A 19,703-nucleotide genomic window follows, 5' to 3' on the forward strand; every position below is an offset into this window, starting at 1 on the left:
TGAGCCCTGCTGCTGAGCCCTGCCGCTGACCCTGTCGCCTGAGCCCTGTCGCTCTGAGCGCTGCCGCCTAAGCCCTGCCGAGGGCCGGCCCGGTCCGCCAGAAGCCGGTCGCCCGCTCGAAGGCGTGCCCGAGGCGCAAAACGTCCATGTCGGCCCACGGCCTGCCCACGATCTGCAGGCCGACCGGAAGGCCGTCGGGCGTGAAACCGCACGGCACCGACATCGCGGGCGCGTGCAGCACGCTGATCCAGTAGCACGACCGCATCCAGGCCAGGTAGTCGGGCATCTCCACCCCGGCCACCTCCGTGACGTACGGCTGCTCGACCGGGAACGGCGGCACCTGGCTGACGGGCGCCACCAGGAAGTCGTAGCGGCCGAAGAACTCGCGCATGCGGTGGAACAGGCCGGTGCGCAGCCGCTCGGCCCTGGCGAGGTCGGCCCCGGTGACCTTCCGCCCCTGCTCCACGTTCCAGGCGACGTTGGGGCCCGCCTCGGGGAGGTCGCCGAAGTTGAGCGCGTAGTACCACGACCGGTAGATGCGGAACGCCTCCTCGGCGCCGGACAGGTCCAGGTCCACCCGCTCGACCTTGGCTCCCAGCGCGGCCAGCGTCTCGGCCGCCCGCGCCGTCGCCGCGGCCGTGCGGGGGTCGACAGGAAGGCCGCCGAGGTCGGGGCTGAAGGCGACGCGGACTCCGGCGAGGTCCATGTCGAGGGACGCCGCGAACGCCGAGCCGTCCTCGCGGATCGAGAAGGGCGAGACCGGGTCGAACCCGGCGATGGCCGACATGAACAGCGCCAGGTCGCCGGCCGTGCGGGCCATCGGTCCCGGCACGCTGAGCGTGAACCAGGCCGCCGTCGCCGACTTCGCCGGCACCCGCCCCGGGGTGGGCCGCAGGCCCGCCACGTTGCAGAACGACGCGGGGTTGCGCAGCGACCCGCCCATGTCGGAACCGTCGGCGAGCGGCACCATCCGGCACGCCAGCGCCGCCGCCGCGCCGCCGCTGCTGCCGCCCGCGCTCTTCGCCAGGTCGTATGGGTTGCGGGTCGCCCCGAACACCTCGTTGACGGTGTGCGAGCCGGTGCCGAACTCCGGGGTGTTCGTCTTGCCCAGCGCGATCCCGCCCGCCTCGCGGATGCGCCGCACGAGCGGGTCGTCCTCGGTGGGGACGTGGTCGGCGAACGCCCGCGAGCCGTACGTGGTCCGCACGCCCGCGGTGTCGGCGAGGTCCTTGTGCGCGACCGGGATGCCGTGCAGCGGGCCGCGCACCAGGCCGCGCCGCAGGTCCTCGTCGGCGCGTGCGGCCTGGTCGAGCGCCCGCTCAGGGGTCAGCGTCACGACGGCGTTGACCCGCGGGTTCGCCTCCTCGACGCGCCGCAGGCACGCCTCGGTCAGTTCGACCGCGCTCACCTCGCGCGCCCGCAGCAGCGCGGCCATCTCCGTCGCGGTGAGGTCGACCAGCTCGTTCACGTTTCCCCCGTTCGGTGCGGTTCCCGGCCAGTCTTATGGCCGGTGAGCCGTACGGGCGATGGCAACAGTAGACAGGCTCAGAGCTTCGCGATGGGGGCGGTCACGGCCTGGGCGAGCCGGATGAGGTTGCCCGGCGCCGTCTCGATCTGCAGGCCGCGCCGACCGGCGGAGAAGTAGATCGTCTCGAAGCCGAGCGCGGACTCGTCCACCACGGTCGGGAGCCGCTTGCGCTGCCCGAGCGGGCTGATGCCGCCGACCACGTAGCCGGTGACCCGCTCCACCTTGGCCGCGTCGGCCATCGCCGCCCGCTTGCCCTTCAGCGCCGCCGCGAACGCCTTGAGGTCGAGCTTGCCCGCCACCGGAACGACCGCGACCGCCAGGCCCGCCTCGGTCTCCGCCACCAGCGTCTTGAAGATCCGCTCGTACGGCAGCCCGAGCGCGTCGGCCGCCTCCTCGCCGTACGCCTGGGCGTTCGGGTCGTGGTCGTAGGGGTGAAGGGTGAACTCCGCCTTCACCTGCGTGAGGGCGACCGTCGCCGGAGTGCTCTGGCCGCCCTTGCTCTTGGTCTTGCTCACGACCGCAAGCCTAGTGCGGACGCTCCTCCCCGCTTCGCCCCCTGTGGACAAGTCCGCGATCTCGAACGGAGACGGCGCACGTACCCCACGGGTCTCCGCCTGCCGTACGGGGAGCCGTAGCGCTTGTGAAGGGCCATCACCCAAAGCCCGAAGCTACCCGGGACCCAGATGACGCCTGGGACCAACGCGCTGGTCACGAGAGACCAACGAATGGCCCGGCGGCACGGTGCCCGGCTGGTTCCGTGGACGACCCGTCAGGGCAGGACGGAGCGCACGGCCTCGGGGGAGCGGGCCACCACGGCCGTGCCGTCGTCGGCGGTGATGATCGGCCGCTGGATCAGGATCGGGTGGGCGGCCATGGCCTCGATCCACCGAGCCCGGGACGCCCCGTCGCGCGGCCACGACTCCATGTCCAGCTCGGCCGCGACGGGCTCGCCGAGGCGGGCGACGTCCCAGGGCTCCAGCCCGAGGCGGCGCAGCACCTCGGCGAGCTCCTTCGCGCTCGGCGGGTCCTCCAGGTAGTGCCGGACCGTGTATCCGGCGCCCTCGGCGTCGAGCAGCGACAGGGCCGACCGGCACTTCGAGCAGGCCGGGTTGATCCAGATCTCCATGCGGCCATTGTCCCGCTGTCCCGCCCGCCGGCGCGCCGGGCTCCGCGGCGGCGGTCTCAGCCCAGTGAGATGGTGATCGGACCGCCCCGCGGGTCCGCGCCGGACAGCAGGGACGACGGCACCCGGAACACCCGGCCGGGGGAGACCGGCCACGGCAGGGTGCGGCGGGCGATCTCGCGGCCGTCCTGCGTCACCACCACCCTGGCGACGGCGCGGTGCTCGTCCGGCCACAGCAGGATCCGGTGACGGGGCGGCGCGCCCGCACCCGGCCTGACCAGGCCGGGGGAGACCCATCGGAACGGCGCCTCGGCCCGCAGCGGAATGCCCGAGCCCGGTGTGCCCGAGCCTGTCGTGCCCGAGTCCCGTGTGTCCGAGCGCCCGGTCACGTACGCCAGGACGTGCCGCACCACGTGGCGGCCGTCGAGGGCCGCCACGTCGGCGGTGTCCACGGGGTGGACGAGGTTGCCGACGGCGAACACGCCGGGACGGCTGGTCGCCAGGGTGTTGTCCACGACGGGGCTCCTGCTGCCCGGGTCCATCGCCAGCCCGGCCGCCCGGGCCAGTTCGTGGTCGGGGACCCAGTCGCCCGTGAACACCACCGTGTCGCAGGGCACTGTGCGGCGCTCGCCCGTGCGCAGGTCCTCGACCTCGACCGACTCCACGGCGTCGCGGCCGCCGATCCGCACGACCCGGGTGGAGGTGGCGACCGGCACGCGCAGCAGGGCCCGTCCCGGCACGCTGAACGCCGCGTACGACTCGGCGCGGGCGTGCTCGCTGGTCATCAGCACCGTGCGGCAGCCCGCCTCGCGCAGGGTGAGCACGGCCGACCAGCTCACCAGCTCGGCCCCGACGACGACGGCCCGGGTGCCGACTCTGCCGTGGTGCAGGTGGACCACGTTCTGGAGCTGCCCGGTCGTCAGCACGCCCGGCGGGCGGTCGCCCGGCACCATGCGAGCCGTACGGGGACGTTCCCTGGCGCCGGTCGCCAGGACGACGGCGCGGGCGTCAACCCGCAGGCGGCCCTCCGGGGTGGTGACGTCGAGGGCGTGCATCCCACCCCCGCCGGTGGCCGTGGCCCATCCGGTGACCATGGCCGAGGTGCGCACCTGCGCCCCGGCCTCCAGCGCGCGGTTGGCCAGCAGGCGGGCGTACGCCGGGCCGGTCATCACCGTGCGCAGGTCGCGCAGGCCGTAGCCGGTGTGGTCGCTGTGCCGGGGGATGCCCCCCGCCTCGCGCTCCCGGTCGAGCACCAGGACCCGCAGACCGGCCGCCGCGAGACCGGCGGCGGCGGTCAGGCCGGAGGGGCCGCCGCCCACCACGGCGACGTCGGTGACGAGGTTCATCGCGACTCCTTCGTGAGAGCGAGGCGCCGGCCGATCTCGGCTCCGCAGAAGAAGCCCTGGCAGCGGCCCATCATGGCCCGGGTGCGGCGGCGCAGGCCGTCGATGTCGGCCGGGGGAAGCGGGGAGGCGAGGGCGTCCCTGATCTCCCCGGCGGTGACCCGCTCGCAGAAGCAGACCACGGTCCCGTACGCCGGGTCCCCGGCGATGAGGTCGTCGCACATGTACGGCCGGGGGAACGCCTCGCCGATGTTGGGCATCCGGGGCGGCCCCGGCGGATCCTCGCGTACGGAGGTGACGAGGCCCGCCTCGGCCAGCAGCCCGGCGGCGTGCTCGGCGAGCGCCATGGACGAGGTCAGCCCGGTGGACCGGATGCCGCCGAGCACGAGATAGCGCTGCGCGGCGTCGAGGTGCACCTGGTAGTCGCCGTGCTCGGTGGCCGCCCGCAGCCCGGCGTAGGAGGCGGTGACGTCCTCATTCATCAGGGTGGGCATGAGCGCGAGGCCCTTGTCCACCAGGAACGCGAATCCCTCCTCGGAGGTGGAGGTGTCGGTGCGGTCGCGCAGGTCCTCGGCGGTCGGGCCGAGCATCACGTTGCCGTAGATCGTCGGGCTGATCAGCACGCCCTTGCCGCGCGAGCTGGGCACGGGCAGCACGATGCGGTTCGCCAGCGGTCTGGCCATCTTGTCGAAGACCAGCAGCTCGCCCCGGCGCGGCGTGACCGTGAACCGCTCGTGCCCGAACAGGCGGTCGACGCGGTCGGAGCCGAGCCCCGCGGCGTTGACGACCCAGCGGGCCCGCAGCGGGCCCCGGTTCGTCACCAGCACGGTCTCCCCGTCGCCGTCGCGCTCGACGCCCTTGACCCGCGTGTTCAGCAGCACGGCGGCGCCCCGCGCCAGCGCCTCGGTGGCGAACGCGAGCGTGGTGGTCCACGGGCAGATGATCGACTCCCCGGGCACGGTCAGCCCGCCGAGCGCACCCGGGCCGAGGGCCGGGACCAGCCGGTAGACCTCGTCCGCGCCGACGATCTCGCACTCCCGGTAGCCGTTCTTCACCGCCTTGTCCGCCAGCCCGGCAAGCGTGGCCAGCTCCTCGTCGGTCCAGGCGACCAGCAGCGCACCGGTCCGCTCGACGGGGATACCGGCCTGCTCGGCGTACCCGCCGAGCAGCTCGTACCCCCGCCGCACCAGGCGCGACTCCAGCGTGCCCGGCGTCGCGTCGAAACCGGTGTGCAGGATCGCGGTGTTGGCCTTGCTGGTGCCGTCGCCGACGTCCGAGCGCGCCTCGACCAGCGCGACCGACAGGGCACGGCCATCCGACGACTGGCGCCCGGCCAGCTCGCGGGCCACGGCGGCGCCCACGACGCCGCCGCCGACCACCGCCACGTCGACCGTCCCGTCCGGCAGCGGCCCGGACCTGCTGACTTTTCCGCTCACGCGTCCCTCCCCGTCTCGATCGCCGCGCGGACGCCCCGCCGCCAGCGCCTCATGAACTCCTGCGCCCGCTCCGCCGGCCAGCGCGGCTCGTACGTCGTCGCCGGGGCCCACGCGGGCACGGCGTCCGCCACCGTGAGCGAGGGGGTCACGGCGAGGCGGGCCAGCGCGGCGGCGCCGAGTGCGGTCGCGTGCGGCGACGGATAGACGTCCACCGGCGCCTGCAGCAGGTCGGCCTGGGCCTGCATGAGAGCGGCCGACCGGGTGAGCCCGCCGTCCACCCGCAGGCGGGCCAGCGGACGGCCGAGGTCGGCCGCGACGACCGCGGCCAGGTCGGCCACCTGGGCGGCGATGCCCTCCAGGACGGCGCGGATCAGGTGACCGGGCCGGGTGGACAGCGTCATGCCGAGGAACGCGCCGGTCGCGTCGGGCCGCCACCAGGGCGCGGCCAGCCCGGCCAGCCCTGGGACGAACAGGGCGCCCTCGGCGTCCGGCGCGGCCAGCGTGTCCAGGTCGGAGGCGTCGCCGACGAGGCCGAGGCCGTTTAGCCACCGCACCGCGGAGGCCGCCGTGTAGACCTGCCCGTCCACGCAGTAGGGCGTGGCCCCCCTGGCCCGCCACGCCACCGACGTGGTCAGGCCGGAGGCCGAGCGCACGGCCCGCTCGCCGGTGTTGGCGAGCAGGAACGCCCCGGTGCCGTAGGTGCACTTGGCCTCGCCGGCCGACAGGCAGCCCTCGGCCAGCAGCGCGGCCTGCTGGTCGACGACCAGTCCGCCGACCGGGATCTCCCCGCCGAAGGCCCGGGTCGTCCCGACCACCTCGTCGCAGGCGACGATCGCGGGCAGCCGCTCGCCGTCCAGGCCGAACAGTCCGAGCAGCTCCCCGCTCCACTCGACCGCGTCGAGGTCGAGCACCGCCGACCTGCTCGCGGTCGCCGCGTCGGTGACGAACTCCCCGGTCAGACGGTGGACGAGCCAGGTGTCGCTGGTCGTCACCACCCCCTCGCGGGTGAGGTTGCGGCGGATCCACGCCATCTTCGGGGCCGAGAAATACGGGTCGAGCACGAGCCCGGTCAGCTCGGCGATCCTCTCGGCGTGCCCGGCGAGACCGGCGCACACCTCCTCGGCCCGCCGGTCCTGCCACACCAGCGCGGTGGTCAGCGGCTCGCGGGTCGCCGGGTCCCAGGCCAGCACGGTCTCGCCCTGGTTGGCCAGCGTGACCGCGCCGACGGGCACGCCCGCCGCCTCGATGGCCTCCCGCCCGGCGGCCAGCACCGAGCCGAGCAGTTCCCGCGGGTCCTGCTCCACCCGCCCGCCCGGCAGGTAGGCGGGGCGGACCGGCGCCTCGGCCAGCGCGAGTACGGCGCCGTCGCCGCCTACCACGACCGCCTTGGTCCCCGAGGTGCCCTGGTCGATCGCCAGTACGGCAGGCGCGCTCACAGCGAGTCCGTCGATTCGCCGGGCTCCCTCGTCAGGCGCTCACGCCCGCGCGCCCACACGACGGCGAACACGACCGCGCCGAGCACGAGCGAGCCCAGGGCGTACACCTGCGCGGTGCGGAAGTCGGACGGGATGAGGAAGATCGCCAGCTCGATCACCAGCCAGATCACGGCCCCCGCCACGACCAGCGGCTCCCACTTCCCGAGGCGGAAGTCGTCGGGCCGCGGCCGGTGCCGGCGACGGGTGGCGAGGTAGAGCGCGACCGTGCCGGCGTACAGCAGGGCCGGCATGAGCGTGCCCGCTCCGAGGAGCTGCGACAGGGCGTCGGCGTTGCCGGAGAAGGCGAGCACGATGGCGATCGACGCGCCGGCCGCGAGCACGGTGGCCCAGGTCGGGCCGCCGGTGGCGCGCGGCACCCGGCTCAGCGCCGTGGAGAACGGCAGCCGGCCGTCGCGGGCCATCGCGTGGACCAGGCGGCTGCAGCTCACCATGATGACCAGGCCGCAGGCGAAGATCGCAAGGCTCACGACGACGAGGAAGGCCCGCGCCACCCCGGCGCCGAGGACGTTCTCGACCACCTGGGCGACGGGCGCGGAGGAGGCGGTGATCGCCGCCACGTCGTTCCCGAGGGCGGCGGTGATCACGACGAGGAACAGCATGCCGAGGGCGACACTGAGCAGGATCGCGCGGACCATCGCCCGGGGCACCACCTGCTTGGGGTTGATCGTCTCCTCGGCGAGGTTGGCCGCGGACTCCCAGCCGACCAGCGTGAACGCGCCGAGCAGGGCCGACAGCATGAACGGCCCGAGCCAGCCGAAGTAGCCGTCGCCGGAGACGGCTCCGGTGGAGGTGAGGTTGGACCATTCGGCGTGCCCGCCGAAGATCGCGAATCCGGCGATCAGCAGGGTCAGCCCGATCATCGCGATCACCTCGGCGCTGACCGCGAGGTTGTTGATCTTCGTGGTGATCGGCGTGGACCAGATGATCAGGGCCATCTGGACGACCAGCACGACGAGCGTGGTGAGCGCGCCGGCCATGGGCGTGTACTCCCAGCCGAACAGCGGGAACAGCGCCACCTGGGCCAGGCCGTAGTCGACCGCCACCGCGACGATCGCGAGGAACGCGAACGACACCCAGCCGAACCACCAGCCCAGCACCGGCGAGGCGAGCCTGCTCGCCCACTGGTAGCTGTAGCCCGACAGCGGGATGCGGCTGGCCAGCGCGCCGTACAGGAGGGCGACCGCGACCGTGCCCGCGCCGACGATCGGCCAGGTCCAGATGCCCGCGGGCCCGCCCGAGTTGAGCACGGTGCCGTACGTCGTGAACAGGCCCGTGGTGATCGAGATGAAGGAGAACGCGACGGCGAAGGACTCGAACGACTTCAGCGTGCGCGAGAACTGCTGGGCGTACCCGGCGTGGGAGATGGCCGCGTCGGCCTGATCCGTGCCTTTTCGATCAGGGCCGTTCTGGTTCGGGCCGACGTGATCATTGCCGGGGGAGCGCGTGGAAGGATGGGTCATGGATCGTCTCCTGGCTGGAGCTGGGGAGATTGCAACGGTCCGGGCCCGGCGGCGTGGCCGCGCCGCCGGGCCTCCCTACGGGTTGATCATCTCGGCACCCGCCCTGACCAGGGCGGATGCGAGCGCGGGAGAGGGTTCTCCGTCCGTGATGAGGCCGGACAGGTCGTCCAGGGCGCACACGCGGTAGGCGGCGACCCTGCCGTGCTTCGAACTGTCGGCGAGCACGTACGTCCGGGCGGTGTTGGCGAGGATCACGCGCTTGGTCGCGACCTCGTCCAGGAAGTAGTCGGTGAGCCCGGCTTCGGCGTCCACCCCGCCCGAGCCGAGGAACGCCACGTCGGCGCGCAGGTCCTGGAAGAACCCCAGCGTGTGGGCGTTGGAGACGGCGAGGTCGCCCTGCCGGACGCGCCCGCCCGCCACCAGCACCTCCACGCCGGGACGGCCCGCGAGTTCGGCCGCCACCAGCAGCGAGCAGGTGGCGACCACCCCCCGGAAGGACGGGGGGACGGCCCTGGCGACGTGGACGGCGGTGGTGCCGACGTCGATGATCACGGTCTGGCCCGGCCGCAGGAGCTGCGCCGCGAGCTCGCCGATCACGGCCTTCGCCTCCGACTGGCTGGTCGAGCGCTCCAGGTAGGACAGCTCCTCGCCGGTGCCGGACGGCGCCGAGGTGGCCCCGCCGTGCACGCGGACGAGCAGCGCCCGGCGCTCCAGGATCGCCAGGTCGCGCCGGACGGTCTCGTGGGAGACGCCGAGCAGCGCGGTCAGGTCCTCGGTGCGCACGGTCCCCTTCCGCCCGAGGGCTTCGATGATCCGCTGGTGGCGCTGTGCCGGAAGCAAGAGATCCGCCTTTGACCGAATGTGACTGCTATTGCCCGAGAGTGTGGATTAGTGCCCGAAAACCTGTCAAGGGGCGGGCCCGGAAAACGGGCGGCGGAGAAGAATCCCAGCTCCCGAGTGGTGCGCGCGCGGGTGAAACGTCCGTCCCGAATGCTGGACACACGCTGATCCGTCCCTGGTCGTCCGTAGACTGGGACGGTGATTTCCCGTATCGACCTGCGCGGGTCCCTTCCTGCCGACCTGCGCGACGTGCTGCCCCGCGCCGAACTCGACGTCGAGGCCGCCCTGGAGAAGGTGCGGCCCATCTGTGAGGACGTACGCCATCGTGGCGCGGCAGCCGTACGGGAGCTGACCGCGAGATTCGACGGCGTCGAGCTGGAGTCCGCCCGGGTGCCCGCCGAGGCGATCACCCGCGCCCTGGAGGACCTGGACCCGGCCGTGCGCGCGGCGCTGGAGGAGTCGATCCGCCGTGCCCGCCTGGTCCACCGCGACCAGCGGCGCACCGACACCACCACGCAGGTCGTGCCCGGCGGCACGGTCACCGAGCGCTGGGTGCCGGTCGACCGCGTGGGGCTGTACGTCCCCGGCGGCCGGGCCGTCTACCCCTCCAGCGTGGTCATGAACGTGGTCCCCGCCCAGGAGGCGAGCGTGCCCTCGCTGGCCGTCGCCTCGCCCCCGCAGAAGGAGTTCGGCGGGCTCCCGCACCCCACCATCCTCGCCGCCTGCGCGCTGCTCGGCGTCGACGAGGTGTACGCCGTGGGCGGCGCCCAGGCCGTCGCGATGTTCGCCTACGGCACCGAGGAGTGCCGCCCGGCCACGATGGTGACCGGTCCCGGCAACATCTGGGTGGCCGCGGCCAAGCGCCTGCTCAAGGGCCGCATCGGCATCGACTCCGAGGCCGGGCCCACCGAGATCGCGGTCCTCGCCGACGAGACCGCCGACCCCGTTCACGTCGTGGCCGACCTGATCAGCCAGGCCGAGCACGACGTCATCGCCGCCTCCGTGCTGGTCACCACCAGCGTGGAGCTGGCCGACGCGGTGGAGAAGGAACTGCCCGGCCAGGTGGCCGCCACCCGGCACAGCGAGCGGATCACCGAGGCGCTCGCCGGCCGTCAGTCGGGCATCGTGCTCGTCTCGGACATCGAGGACGGGCTGAAGGTCGTGGACGCCTACGCCGCCGAGCACCTGGAGATCCAGACGGCCGACGCCCGCGCGGTCGCCGCCCGGGTGCGCAACGCCGGCGCGATCTTCGTCGGGCCGTACGCGCCGGTGTCGCTCGGCGACTACATGGCGGGCTCCAACCACGTGCTGCCGACCGGCGGCTGCGCCTGCCACTCCTCGGGGCTGTCGGTGCAGACGTTCCTGCGCGGCATCCACGTGGTGGACTACAGCCGCGAGGCGCTGGCCGGGGCCGCACCGTACGTGTGCGCGCTCGCCGACGCCGAGGACCTGCCCGCCCACGGCGCCGCGATCCGCGCCCGCTTCGACTGGGAAGTGCCCGCATGACGACCCTCGACGACCTGCCGATCCGTGACGACCTGCGCGGCAAGCAGCCCTACGGCGCGCCGCAGCTCGACGTGCCGGTGCAGCTCAACACCAACGAGAACCCCTACCCACCGTCGGCCGCGCTGATCGACGACCTCGCCCGTGCCGTACGGCAGGGCGCGGCGACGCTGAACCGCTACCCCGACAGGGACGCCGTCGAGCTGCGCAAGGACCTCGCCGACTACCTCGGCCACGGGCTGACGGCCCGCCAGCTGTGGGCGGCCAACGGCTCCAACGAGATCATCCAGCAGATCCTCCAGGCGTTCGGCGGCCCCGGCCGCTCGGCCATCGGGTTCGAGCCGTCGTACTCCATGCACCCGATCATCGCGGGCGGCACGAACACCCGCTGGACCGAGGGCCTGCGCGAGGAGGACTTCGCGATCGACCCCGACGCCGCCGTGGCCGCGATCGAGGAGCACCGCCCCGACGTGGTGTTCCTGACCTCGCCGAACAACCCGACCGGCACGGCCCTGCCGCTGGAGGTCATCGAGCGGATCCTCGCCGCCGCGCCCGGCATGGTCGTGGTGGACGAGGCGTACGCCGAGTTCGCCCGCACGGGCACGCCGTCGGCGCTGACCCTGCTGCCCGGCAACCCCCGGCTGATCGTGACGCGCACCATGTCCAAGGCGTTCGCGATGGCCGGCACCCGGCTCGGCTACCTCGCCGCCGACCCGGCGGTGGTCGACGCCATGCTGCTGGTCCGCCTGCCCTACCACCTGTCCACGCTGACCCAGGCGGCGGCCCGGGTGGCGCTCGCGCACCGCGAGGAACTGCTGGGCACGGTGGACACGCTGCGCGCCGAGCGGGACGCCACCGTGGACTGGCTGCGGGGGCGTGGCCTGGTGGCCGCCGACTCCGACGCCAACTTCGTGCTGTTCGGTACGTTTGCGGATCGGCGGTCCGTGTGGGAGGGACTGCTCGATCGCGGGGTGCTGATCCGGGAGACCGGTCCCGCGGGCTGGCTGCGCGTGTCGATCGGCACGCCGGAAGAGATGGCGGCGTTCCGCGCCGCGCTGGAAGGGGTCCTCGCATGACCGAGATCGACGAGCGCCGCGGCCGCGTCGAGCGCACGACGAAGGAGACGTCGGTGCTGGTCGAGGTGGGCCTCGACGGCACCGGGATCGTCGACGTCTCCACCGGCGTCGGGTTCTACGACCACATGCTCGCCCAGCTCGGCAAGCACGGCCTGTTCGACCTGACCGTGAAGACCGAGGGCGACCTGCACATCGACGCCCACCACACGATCGAGGACACCTCGATCGCGCTCGGCGCGGCGTTCCGCGAGGCCCTGGGCGACAAGTCGGGCATCCGGCGGTTCGGCAGCGCCTCCTGCCCGCTGGACGAGGCGCTCGCGCAGGTCACGGTTGACCTGTCCGGCCGGCCCTACCTCGTCCACACCGAGCCCGAGGGCATGGCCCCGATGATCGGGCCCGACTACGACACCACCATGACCCGGCACATCCTGGAGTCGTTCGTCGCGCAGGCGGCGGTCTGCCTCCACGTGCACGTGCCGTACGGGCGCAACGCCCACCACATCGTGGAGGCGCAGTTCAAGGCGCTCGCGCGGGCGCTGCGCGAGGCGTCGGAGCGGGACCCCCGGGCGACCGGCGTGCCCAGCACCAAGGGCGTCCTCTGATGACCTTCGCGTCCGGCGGGATGATCTTCATCGGCCTCTTCCTTATCGGCGGGGTCATCTCGGGCATCCGGCAGGGCCTCAAGCTGCTGGCGGCGCTCGCCGGCGTCGGGGCCGCCATGGCGATCACTGCGGGAGTGATGTGGTGGCAATGAGCAGACGGGTCGTCGTTCTCGACTACGGCTCGGGCAACCTCCGCTCGGCCGAGCGGGCGCTGGCCCGGGTGGGGGCGGACGTCACCGTCACCGCCGACTTCGACGCGGCCCTCGAGGCGGACGGGCTCGTCGTCCCCGGCGTCGGGGCGTTCGCCGCGTGCATGGAGGGGCTGAAGGGCGTGCGCGGCGACCAGATCGTCGGCCGCCGCCTGTCCGGCGGGCGCCCGGTGCTCGGGATCTGCGTCGGCATGCAGATCCTGTTCGAGAAGGGCGTCGAGCACGGCGTCCACACCGAGGGCTGCGGCGAGTGGCCCGGCACGGTCGAGCGGCTCGACGCGCCAGTGCTGCCCCACATGGGGTGGAACACCGTGACCGCGCCCGAGGGCAGCGTGCTGTTCCGCGGCCTGGAGGAGGGGACGCGCTTCTACTTCGTCCACTCCTACGGCGTGCGCCACTGGCGGCTGGAGGCCGGCGACGGCTTCCGCGAGCCGCTGGTGACCTGGGCCGAGCACGGCGTGCCGTTCGTGGCCGCCGTCGAGAACGGTCCCCTCATGGCCACCCAGTTCCACCCGGAGAAGTCCGGGGACGCGGGGGCCGTGCTGCTGTCCAACTGGCTGAGCACGCTGTGAGCGTGTCCGGCACGCGAAATCTCGAGGCAGCGGTGCGACACTGGGAACCGGCGGGGCTGCGGCGCGTACGGCCGGCCAGGCCGTGACCGGACCCGAGCGGGAGGCCCGATGAGCAAGGAACGGGCCCGCCGGAGGGCGGAGCGCGAAGCCGAGCGCGAACGCCTCGAAGCGGCCCGGGCCGAGCGCGAGGCGAGGGCCGCCAGACGGCGCGAGATGCGCGAACGGCTCGTCGGGCCCGTCGCCGGGGCCGTGGCCGCGGTGCTGCCGCGGCCGGCCAGGCCGGTGCGGGTGGCCCGGCAGCGCGGGTATCTCGCCCGCCGCCGCCGCACGGAGAACGCCGTCGTCGTCGTGCTGTGGTTCCTCGTCCAGGTGCTCGCCTGGATTCTGCTCGACTCGTGGATGGCCCGGCTGGGCGTGTTCCTCGGCTCGATCCTGCTGCTCCCGGTGCTCGTCACCATCGTCTTCGACCGGAGGTCATGACCAAATGTCGCTCGTATTGCTCCCAGCCGTCGACGTCGCCGACGGCCAAGCCGTCCGCCTCGTGCAGGGCGAGGCGGGGACGGAGACCTCGTACGGGGATCCGCTCGCCGCCGCCCTGGCCTGGCAGAAGGCCGGCGCGGAGTGGATCCACCTGGTCGACCTCGACGCGGCGTTCGGCCGGGGGAACAACCGCGAGCTGCTCGCCTCCGTCGTCGGCGCGCTCGACGTGAACGTGGAGCTGTCCGGCGGGATCCGCGACGACGCCTCGCTCGAGGCCGCGCTGAGCACCGGTTGCCGGCGGGTCAACATCGGCACCGCCGCGCTGGAGAACCCGGAGTGGTGCGCCAAGGCGATCGCCGAGTACGGCGACCGCATCGCGGTGGGGCTCGACGTGCGCGGCACCACGCTGGCCGCCCGCGGCTGGACCCAGGAGGGCGGCGACCTGTGGGAGGTGCTCGACCGGCTGGAGTCGGAGGGCTGCCCGCGCTACGTCGTCACCGACGTCACCAAGGACGGCACGCTGCGCGGTCCCAACCTCGACCTGCTGCGCGAGGTCTGCGCGCGGACCGGCCGCCCGGTCGTCGCCAGCGGCGGGGTGTCCTCGCTCGACGATCTGCGGGCGATCGCGACGCTCGTGCCGGATGGCGTCGAGGGCGCCATCGTGGGCAAGGCGCTGTACGCCCAGGCGTTCACGCTGGAAGAGGCCCTCGCGGCGGTGAAGAGCGCATGAGCACCCAGATGCCGGACGGGCGGATCTCCTCCGGCGGCCCGTGGGAGGACCGTTACGGCTACGCCCGCGCGGTCGTCGCCGGGCCGCACGTGCTCGTGTCCGGCTGCACCGCCACCGTGGGCGGTGAGGTCCAGCACGTGGGCGACGCCTACCAGCAGACGCTCACCGCCTTCTCCATCGCGCTGGACGCCGTGGAGAAGGCCGGCACCACCCGGGCCGACGTGGTGCGCACCCGCATGTACGTGGTGAACGCCGACGACTTCGACGCGGCGGGCAAGGCCCACGGCGAGATCTTCGGCGACGTACGGCCCGCGTGCACGAGCGTGCAGGTCGCCGGGCTGGTCGACGCGCGCATGCTGGTCGAGGTCGAGGTCGAGGCCTACCGGCCGGTGGAACGCGGCAACGATGAGGACTGAGCGATGACCGTAGCGGTGCGGGTGATCCCCTGCCTGGACGTCGACGCGGGCCGGGTCGTCAAGGGGGTCAACTTCGAGAACCTCAGGGACGCCGGCGATCCGGTCGAGCTGGCCGCGCGTTACGACGCCGAGGGGGCCGACGAGCTGACCTTCCTCGACATCACCGCCTCCTCGGGCGAGCGCGAGACCATGCTCGACGTGGTGCGCCGTACGGCCGAGCAGGTGTTCATCCCGCTGACGGTCGGCGGAGGCGTGCGGTCGGCCGACGACGTGGACCGGCTGCTCCGCGCGGGCGCCGACAAGGTCGGCATCAACACCGCCGCCATCGCCCGGCCGGAACTGCTGACCGAGACCTCGCGCCGGTTCGGGTCGCAGTGCATCGTGCTGTCGGTGGACGCGCGCCGGGTGGTCGACGGGCCGCCCACGCCCTCCGGGTTCGAGGTGACCACCCACGGCGGGCGCCGGGGGACCGGCATCGACGCGGTGGAGTGGGCCCGGCGCGGGGAGGAACTCGGCGTCGGCGAGATCCTGCTCAACTCGATGGACGGCGACGGCACCAAGTCGGGATACGACCTGGAGATGCTGCGGGCCGTACGGGCGGCGGTGAGCGTCCCGCTGATCGCCTCCGGCGGCGCCGGGCGGCTGGAGGACTTCCCGCCCGCGGTGGACGCCGGGGCGGACGCCGTGCTGGCCGCCTCGGTCTTCCACTTCGGCCAGCTCAAGATCCACGAGGTCAAGGACACGCTGCGCGCGGCCGGTCACCCGGTCCGCTGAGCGCCCACCGGGGGCCGGGATCCGGCCCCCGGTCGGTGGGTCCTCAGTCGATGTCGACGATCGCCGTGGGGTAGGCGTCGGGGCCGGTGCCGAGCGAGGAGGACGCCATCGACTGGTACTGCCACTGTCCCTGGAAGGAGCCGCCCTGGCCGCACCCGTTGTCGCTCCAGCAGGTCGTGGCGGCGGAGGCGTCGTGGGCCGGCTGAGCCGCCGCGAGGCCGACGGCGGCGAGGAAGGCCAGGCCCAGCAGGCTCGGGAAACGCTTGGCACGCATAGCTGTCTCCTGTCCGTCGAGGGATCATGCGGCGCTCCGGAGTCCGCCCTCCTCAATGGTCGGCCGAACATCACGCAACCGTCCATACCAATCACCCCAAATAGGGCGATAGTGGGCGAAAATCGGCATGCGCGATTGTGTGGCCTTTTATCGGGATCTCTTCTGCGGACGGCGGATGTGCGGGCTCTCCTGCACGAGCCCTAGAGTTGCCGGTGATCATCGTCTCGCCACCCGGAGGAACATGTGTCCGGCCCCACCTCGCTCGACGACGTCCGCCGCCGGATCGACGAGCTCGACGCCCGTCTGACGACGCTGCTGGCCGAGCGGCAGCGTCTCGTGCGCGCCGCCGCCGCTTTCAAGACGGACGAGCAGGCCGTACGGGCTCCCGACCGGGTGGAGCGGGTCGTGACCGCGGCGCGGGAGCGCGCGGAGCGCGAGGGGCTGTCGCCGGAGGTCGCCGAGGCCGTCTGGCGGGCGATGATCGGGGCGTTCGTGGAGTACGAGCTCACGGAGCACCGGCAGCGCGGATAGCACTCGCCGTGCGCCCGTTCTCGTTCACGGGAGCCCTGTGGAACACGCGGGTGTGCGAACGGGACGTGGGGGCAGAGGTGTCGACCTGGGGGTGAGCCGCTCGCCGGTCATGAGGGGATGCGAAAGGAGAGGCCGGCGGAGCAAGGGCGGATGCCCTGCCGGCCTGTGCGCGGAGAGCCTCGGGGCTCTGGCTGTCACTACGATTCGATAGTTGTTGGTCGCTGCCTGTGGTTGTGGTCGGGGTCACCTGTGGGAGAGCGGGGACGGGCGGTCCGCGGCCTCAACTCAGGACCGAGGTGAAGAAGGTCGCCAGTCGGCTGGCTCCGGTGTTGACCGTGTCGAACACGCCTCGCACGGCGCCTGCCGCCGCGTGCGGCTGGCTGTAGAGGTAGAAGACCACGAACGCGATGGCCGCGTACGTAAGAACCTTCTTCACCTTCATCGGGGGGCCTCCTGCAATCGGTATCCCGGTTGTTTGTACCCGGCGGCAGTGTTGATCATAACTAGCCGAGAGGACATGAGGCCGTTCCGCCCTCATCGTGAGACGGCGGGATCGACGGCCTTCTCGCGGCGCGTCCAGGAGTCCTCGCGGGCCTGGCAGGACGCCGCCGGCAAAGCCAGGAAAGAACGCGGCGCAGTCCGGAAATACGCGGTCCGGCCCGCGAAGAGCGGGGCTCGGCCCGGAAAGAGCGGGGCTCGGCCCGGAACGAGCGCGGTCCGGCCAGGGAAGAGCGGGGTTCAGCCCGAGAGGAGCGAGGTGAAGAACGCGGACAGGCGTTCGGCTCCCGTGGTGATGCCCCCGAACACGTTCCTGACCGCGCCGGCGGCGTTCGCGGGCTGCGTGAACAAATAAAAGATCACGAACGCGATGGCCAGGTAGGTCAGGACCTTCTTGAGGTTCATCCGGGGCTCCCAAACGCTCCCACACATCGTGCGCTGGTCTCATGCTGCCCCATTGCACGACGTTTACGTGGAGAATTCCGGACAACTCCCGCGACTTCGTCCTCAGGGCCCCAATCGGGCCTCCTGGAGGAGGGCGACCGCCGCGGCGTCCCCGTCGTACGTCACCCGGGCGTGCGCCTGCCGTCCGAACGCGAACAGCAGCAGCTCCGACGGCTCGCCGGTGACCACCACGGCGGGCTCCGCCATCCGCCCGGCGGTCTTGGCCCCGTCGGGACGGCGGAGCACGACCCCGACAGGAGCCTTGCGCAGGAAGAGCCGGGCGGTGCCGCGCAGCCGGTTCCAGAACGCCTCCTGCAGGTCCCGCGGGATGACCCGCGGCTCCCAGCCGGCCTGCGCCCGGCGCACGTCCTCATGATGGATGAAAAGCTCCACCGTGTTGACGATCTCGTCCAGGCGAGGGACCAGCCCGTACGGCGTCCAGCGCGGCGGGCCGTGACGGACGAGCCCGACCAGCTCGGGATAGGGGTGGCTCCGCTTGATGCGCTCCTGCACGGCGGCGGTGTAGCCCGCCAGGAACGGCAGCGCGATGCCGGGCGCGGCGTCGAGCCGGCGCTCGCGCAGGACGAGGTGGGCCGTGAGGTCCCCGGTCGCCCACCCCTCGCACAGCGTGGGCGCCTCAGGACCGAGGCGGTCGAGCAGGTCGCAGAGCGCCGCGCGCTCCGTCTGGGCGTGTGTCACTGCAACCTCCGGAAGAAGCCCGGTCCCTTGGGGCCGGGAGGAATTCGGACCCCGTCAGGGGCGGCCCGGCGAAGCCGGGACGGCCCTGAGCGCGAAGCGTTCACGACTTTGCTCCTTTTGCTGACCATGTGAAAAAGGAGATAGTAAAATCCGAACATGCGTACGGCGTACAAGGTGCGGGTCTACCCCACCCCCGAACAAGTAGCGGTGCTGAACCGCACGTTCGGCTGCGTACGCCTGGTCTGGAACACGGTTCTGGCGTGGCGGCAGACCCGCTACCGTGCCGAGGGCGTGAAAACCTCTTATGCGCAATCGGACCGGTACCTGACGGAGCTGAAACGCGGTGGCGACCGCGACTTCCTGTACGAGGTCTCCAGTGTGCCGTTGCAGCAAGCGTTGCGGCACCAGCACACCGCCTTTGTGAACTTCTTCGCCGGACGCGCCCGCCCCCCGCGGTTCAAGTCCCGCCACGGCCGCCAGTCCGCGAGCTACACCCGCTCGGCGTTCCGCTGGCGCGACGGCCGACTGTTCCTGGCGAAGGTGGACGACCCAATCGAGTTGGTGTGGTCCTGGCCCGAGGTCGACCCCGCCACGATCAACCCGGCCACGGTGACCGTCTCCCGCGACAGCGACGGTCGCTGGTACGCCTCCCTGGCCGTGGAGGCCGAGACCGAACCCCAGGTCGACACCGACCCCGGCTCGGCGGTCGGTGTCGACCTGGGGGTGAAGGATTTTGCGGTGACCTCCGACGGTGAGCGGATCGCCAACCCGCGCCACCTGGAGCGTAAGGCGAGGAATCTGGCCCGTTACCAGCGCAGGATGGCCCGCAAGCAGCGCGGGTCGAACAACCGGGCCAAGGCCAGGGCGAAGGTCGCCCGCGCGCACACCAAGGTGCGGGATGCCCGCGCCGACTTCCTGCACCGCACCTCCACACGGCTGGTCCGCGACCACGACCTGATCGTGATCGAAGACCTCAACGTGCGCGGCATGGTCCGCAACCGGTCTCTGGCGCGGGTCATCTCCGACTGTGGGTGGGGCGAGTTCCGCCGCCAACTGGAGTACAAAACCCGACGGTATGGACGGCGCCTGGTCGTGATCGACCGCTGGTTTCCCAGCTCGAAGACGTGCAGCGCGTGCGGGCACCTGCTCGCCATGTTGTCCCTGTCCACCCGGCACTGGACGTGCCCGGGATGCGGCACCCGGCACGACCGGGACGTCAACGCCGCCAAGAACATCCTGGCCGCTGGTCGAGCGGTGTCTGCCTGTGGAGCTGACGTGAGTCCGCAAGGGTCCTCCCTTCGGCGGTCGGCGGTGAAGCAGGAAACCCAGCCCGCGAGGGATGGGCTCCTCCGCCACTAGCTTCAGGCGGGGGAGGAAGTCAAGTGATCAGCCTATGCGTCCGTCATCCCGTCCGGACCGGTGGCCGAGCATCACCGAGGAATAAACCGATTGATCAGGATGATAGGGAGTAACTAGGACTGTCGAGCAGATGCTGCCCGTCGCAGCGATCCGCGAGACACGACTAGGACCAAGGGCTTGGGCGGCGTCGGTCCGGTGACCGATCCGGTGGCGTCCCCGAGTGAGTAACGTCCCCCTCCGGGGCGCTCGCAGGGAGCGGCCCCGGCTGGTCCCCCGATCGGAAGGAACGCACCGCGTGCCGACGAAGGAG

The 19,703-nt window shown here is 72.5% G+C and carries 23 protein-coding genes; 11 read left to right on the forward strand and 12 right to left on the reverse strand.

Features of this window, described 5'->3' with window-relative positions:
- Window positions 1-67: 67 nt before the first annotated feature.
- The 8 genes from QSK36_RS19140 to QSK36_RS19175 all read right to left on the reverse strand — a co-directional run bounded on the left by QSK36_RS19140 (window position 68) and on the right by QSK36_RS19175 (window position 9,226).
- The gene (locus QSK36_RS19140) at window positions 68-1,468 is read right to left on the reverse strand and encodes an amidase (RefSeq protein ID WP_285783364.1); all 1,401 of its coding nucleotides are present in this window, start codon (window positions 1,466-1,468) and stop codon (window positions 68-70) included.
- A 77-nt stretch (window positions 1,469-1,545) separates the two neighbouring features.
- Window positions 1,546-2,043: a Cys-tRNA(Pro) deacylase gene (ybaK, locus tag QSK36_RS19145; protein WP_139574385.1), complete on the reverse strand. Its 498-nt coding sequence runs from the start codon at window positions 2,041-2,043 to the stop codon at window positions 1,546-1,548.
- Between the two features lie 254 nt (window positions 2,044-2,297).
- Window positions 2,298-2,654, reverse strand: coding sequence for an arsenate reductase family protein (locus tag QSK36_RS19150; RefSeq protein ID WP_285783365.1), 357 nt, complete (start codon window positions 2,652-2,654; stop codon window positions 2,298-2,300).
- Window positions 2,655-2,710: 56 nt separating this feature from the next.
- A complete protein-coding gene (locus QSK36_RS19155; protein WP_285783366.1) occupies window positions 2,711-3,997 on the reverse strand; it encodes an NAD(P)/FAD-dependent oxidoreductase in 1,287 nt (428 codons plus the stop codon).
- Window positions 3,994-5,430 (reverse strand): NAD(P)/FAD-dependent oxidoreductase, encoded by a 1,437-nt coding sequence (locus QSK36_RS19160; protein WP_285783367.1) that lies wholly within the window; start codon window positions 5,428-5,430, stop codon window positions 3,994-3,996. Before QSK36_RS19160 ends, QSK36_RS19155 begins: the two co-directional genes overlap by 4 nt.
- Window positions 5,427-6,866 (reverse strand): FGGY family carbohydrate kinase, encoded by a 1,440-nt coding sequence (locus tag QSK36_RS19165; RefSeq protein WP_285783368.1) that lies wholly within the window; start codon window positions 6,864-6,866, stop codon window positions 5,427-5,429. The genes QSK36_RS19160 and QSK36_RS19165 overlap by 4 nt, the downstream gene beginning before the upstream one ends.
- Window positions 6,863-8,386 carry an amino acid permease gene (locus tag QSK36_RS19170; RefSeq protein WP_182897160.1) on the reverse strand — a complete coding sequence of 508 codons (1,524 nt, stop codon included), beginning with the start codon at window positions 8,384-8,386 and terminating at the stop codon, window positions 6,863-6,865. The genes QSK36_RS19165 and QSK36_RS19170 overlap by 4 nt, the downstream gene beginning before the upstream one ends.
- A 75-nt stretch (window positions 8,387-8,461) precedes the next feature.
- Window positions 8,462-9,226 (reverse strand): DeoR/GlpR family DNA-binding transcription regulator, encoded by a 765-nt coding sequence (locus QSK36_RS19175; protein ID WP_285783369.1) that lies wholly within the window; start codon window positions 9,224-9,226, stop codon window positions 8,462-8,464.
- 198 nt (window positions 9,227-9,424) lie between these two features.
- Here QSK36_RS19175 and hisD point away from each other — a divergent pair, with 198 nt between their 5' ends.
- From hisD to hisF, 9 genes are all read left to right on the forward strand, one after another.
- Window positions 9,425-10,732: a histidinol dehydrogenase gene (gene hisD, locus QSK36_RS19180; RefSeq protein ID WP_285783370.1), complete on the forward strand. Its 1,308-nt coding sequence runs from the start codon at window positions 9,425-9,427 to the stop codon at window positions 10,730-10,732.
- Entirely contained in the window at window positions 10,729-11,805 is a 1,077-nt protein-coding gene (locus tag QSK36_RS19185) for a histidinol-phosphate transaminase (RefSeq protein ID WP_285783371.1), read from the forward strand. The genes hisD and QSK36_RS19185 overlap by 4 nt, the downstream gene beginning before the upstream one ends.
- A complete protein-coding gene (gene hisB, locus QSK36_RS19190; RefSeq protein ID WP_183539729.1) occupies window positions 11,802-12,407 on the forward strand; it encodes an imidazoleglycerol-phosphate dehydratase HisB in 606 nt (201 codons plus the stop codon). The genes QSK36_RS19185 and hisB overlap by 4 nt, the downstream gene beginning before the upstream one ends.
- Window positions 12,407-12,559, forward strand: coding sequence for a CG2302 family histidine operon protein (locus QSK36_RS19195; protein WP_179155475.1), 153 nt, complete (start codon window positions 12,407-12,409; stop codon window positions 12,557-12,559). Before hisB ends, QSK36_RS19195 begins: the two co-directional genes overlap by 1 nt.
- Entirely contained in the window at window positions 12,556-13,188 is a 633-nt protein-coding gene (gene hisH, locus QSK36_RS19200; protein WP_183539731.1) for an imidazole glycerol phosphate synthase subunit HisH, read from the forward strand. Before QSK36_RS19195 ends, hisH begins: the two co-directional genes overlap by 4 nt.
- Window positions 13,189-13,296: 108 nt before the next feature.
- Complete coding sequence (locus QSK36_RS19205) at window positions 13,297-13,668, forward strand: hypothetical protein (protein WP_183539733.1); 372 nt, start codon at window positions 13,297-13,299, stop codon at window positions 13,666-13,668.
- A gap of 4 nt (window positions 13,669-13,672) precedes the next feature.
- Window positions 13,673-14,398, forward strand: coding sequence for a bifunctional 1-(5-phosphoribosyl)-5-((5-phosphoribosylamino)methylideneamino)imidazole-4-carboxamide isomerase/phosphoribosylanthranilate isomerase PriA (gene priA / locus QSK36_RS19210; RefSeq protein WP_183539734.1), 726 nt, complete (start codon window positions 13,673-13,675; stop codon window positions 14,396-14,398).
- Window positions 14,395-14,814 (forward strand): RidA family protein, encoded by a 420-nt coding sequence (locus QSK36_RS19215; protein ID WP_221264029.1) that lies wholly within the window; start codon window positions 14,395-14,397, stop codon window positions 14,812-14,814. The genes priA and QSK36_RS19215 overlap by 4 nt, the downstream gene beginning before the upstream one ends.
- A gap of 3 nt (window positions 14,815-14,817) precedes the next feature.
- Window positions 14,818-15,588, forward strand: a complete 771-nt coding sequence (gene hisF / locus QSK36_RS19220) for an imidazole glycerol phosphate synthase subunit HisF (protein WP_139574373.1) — start codon at window positions 14,818-14,820, stop codon at window positions 15,586-15,588.
- 43 nt (window positions 15,589-15,631) lie between these two features.
- On the opposite strand, the gene QSK36_RS19225 is transcribed toward hisF, so the two are convergent.
- Complete coding sequence (locus QSK36_RS19225) at window positions 15,632-15,862, reverse strand: hypothetical protein (RefSeq protein WP_183539736.1); 231 nt, start codon at window positions 15,860-15,862, stop codon at window positions 15,632-15,634.
- A gap of 243 nt (window positions 15,863-16,105) precedes the next feature.
- On the opposite strand from QSK36_RS19225, the gene QSK36_RS19230 reads away from it, so the two are divergent.
- Window positions 16,106-16,393 carry a chorismate mutase gene (locus QSK36_RS19230; protein ID WP_079319720.1) on the forward strand — a complete coding sequence of 96 codons (288 nt, stop codon included), beginning with the start codon at window positions 16,106-16,108 and terminating at the stop codon, window positions 16,391-16,393.
- A 280-nt stretch (window positions 16,394-16,673) separates the two neighbouring features.
- Here QSK36_RS19230 and QSK36_RS19235 read toward each other — a convergent pair whose 3' ends face one another.
- From QSK36_RS19235 to QSK36_RS19245, 3 genes are all read right to left on the reverse strand, one after another.
- Window positions 16,674-16,835 carry a hypothetical protein gene (locus QSK36_RS19235; protein ID WP_167748136.1) on the reverse strand — a complete coding sequence of 54 codons (162 nt, stop codon included), beginning with the start codon at window positions 16,833-16,835 and terminating at the stop codon, window positions 16,674-16,676.
- 296 nt (window positions 16,836-17,131) lie between these two features.
- Window positions 17,132-17,296, reverse strand: coding sequence for a hypothetical protein (locus tag QSK36_RS19240; protein ID WP_182897153.1), 165 nt, complete (start codon window positions 17,294-17,296; stop codon window positions 17,132-17,134).
- Window positions 17,297-17,398: 102 nt separating this feature from the next.
- Window positions 17,399-18,034 carry a TIGR03085 family metal-binding protein gene (locus QSK36_RS19245; RefSeq protein ID WP_285783372.1) on the reverse strand — a complete coding sequence of 212 codons (636 nt, stop codon included), beginning with the start codon at window positions 18,032-18,034 and terminating at the stop codon, window positions 17,399-17,401.
- A gap of 156 nt (window positions 18,035-18,190) precedes the next feature.
- Between QSK36_RS19245 and QSK36_RS19250 the strand changes: the two genes are divergently transcribed.
- The gene (locus QSK36_RS19250; protein ID WP_183539961.1) at window positions 18,191-19,393 is read left to right on the forward strand and encodes an RNA-guided endonuclease InsQ/TnpB family protein; all 1,203 of its coding nucleotides are present in this window, start codon (window positions 18,191-18,193) and stop codon (window positions 19,391-19,393) included.
- Window positions 19,394-19,703: the final 310 nt, after the last annotated feature.

It is taken from the genome of Microbispora sp. NBRC 16548 (assembly GCF_030268985.1).
Lineage (GTDB): Bacteria > Actinomycetota > Actinomycetes > Streptosporangiales > Streptosporangiaceae > Microbispora > Microbispora catharanthi.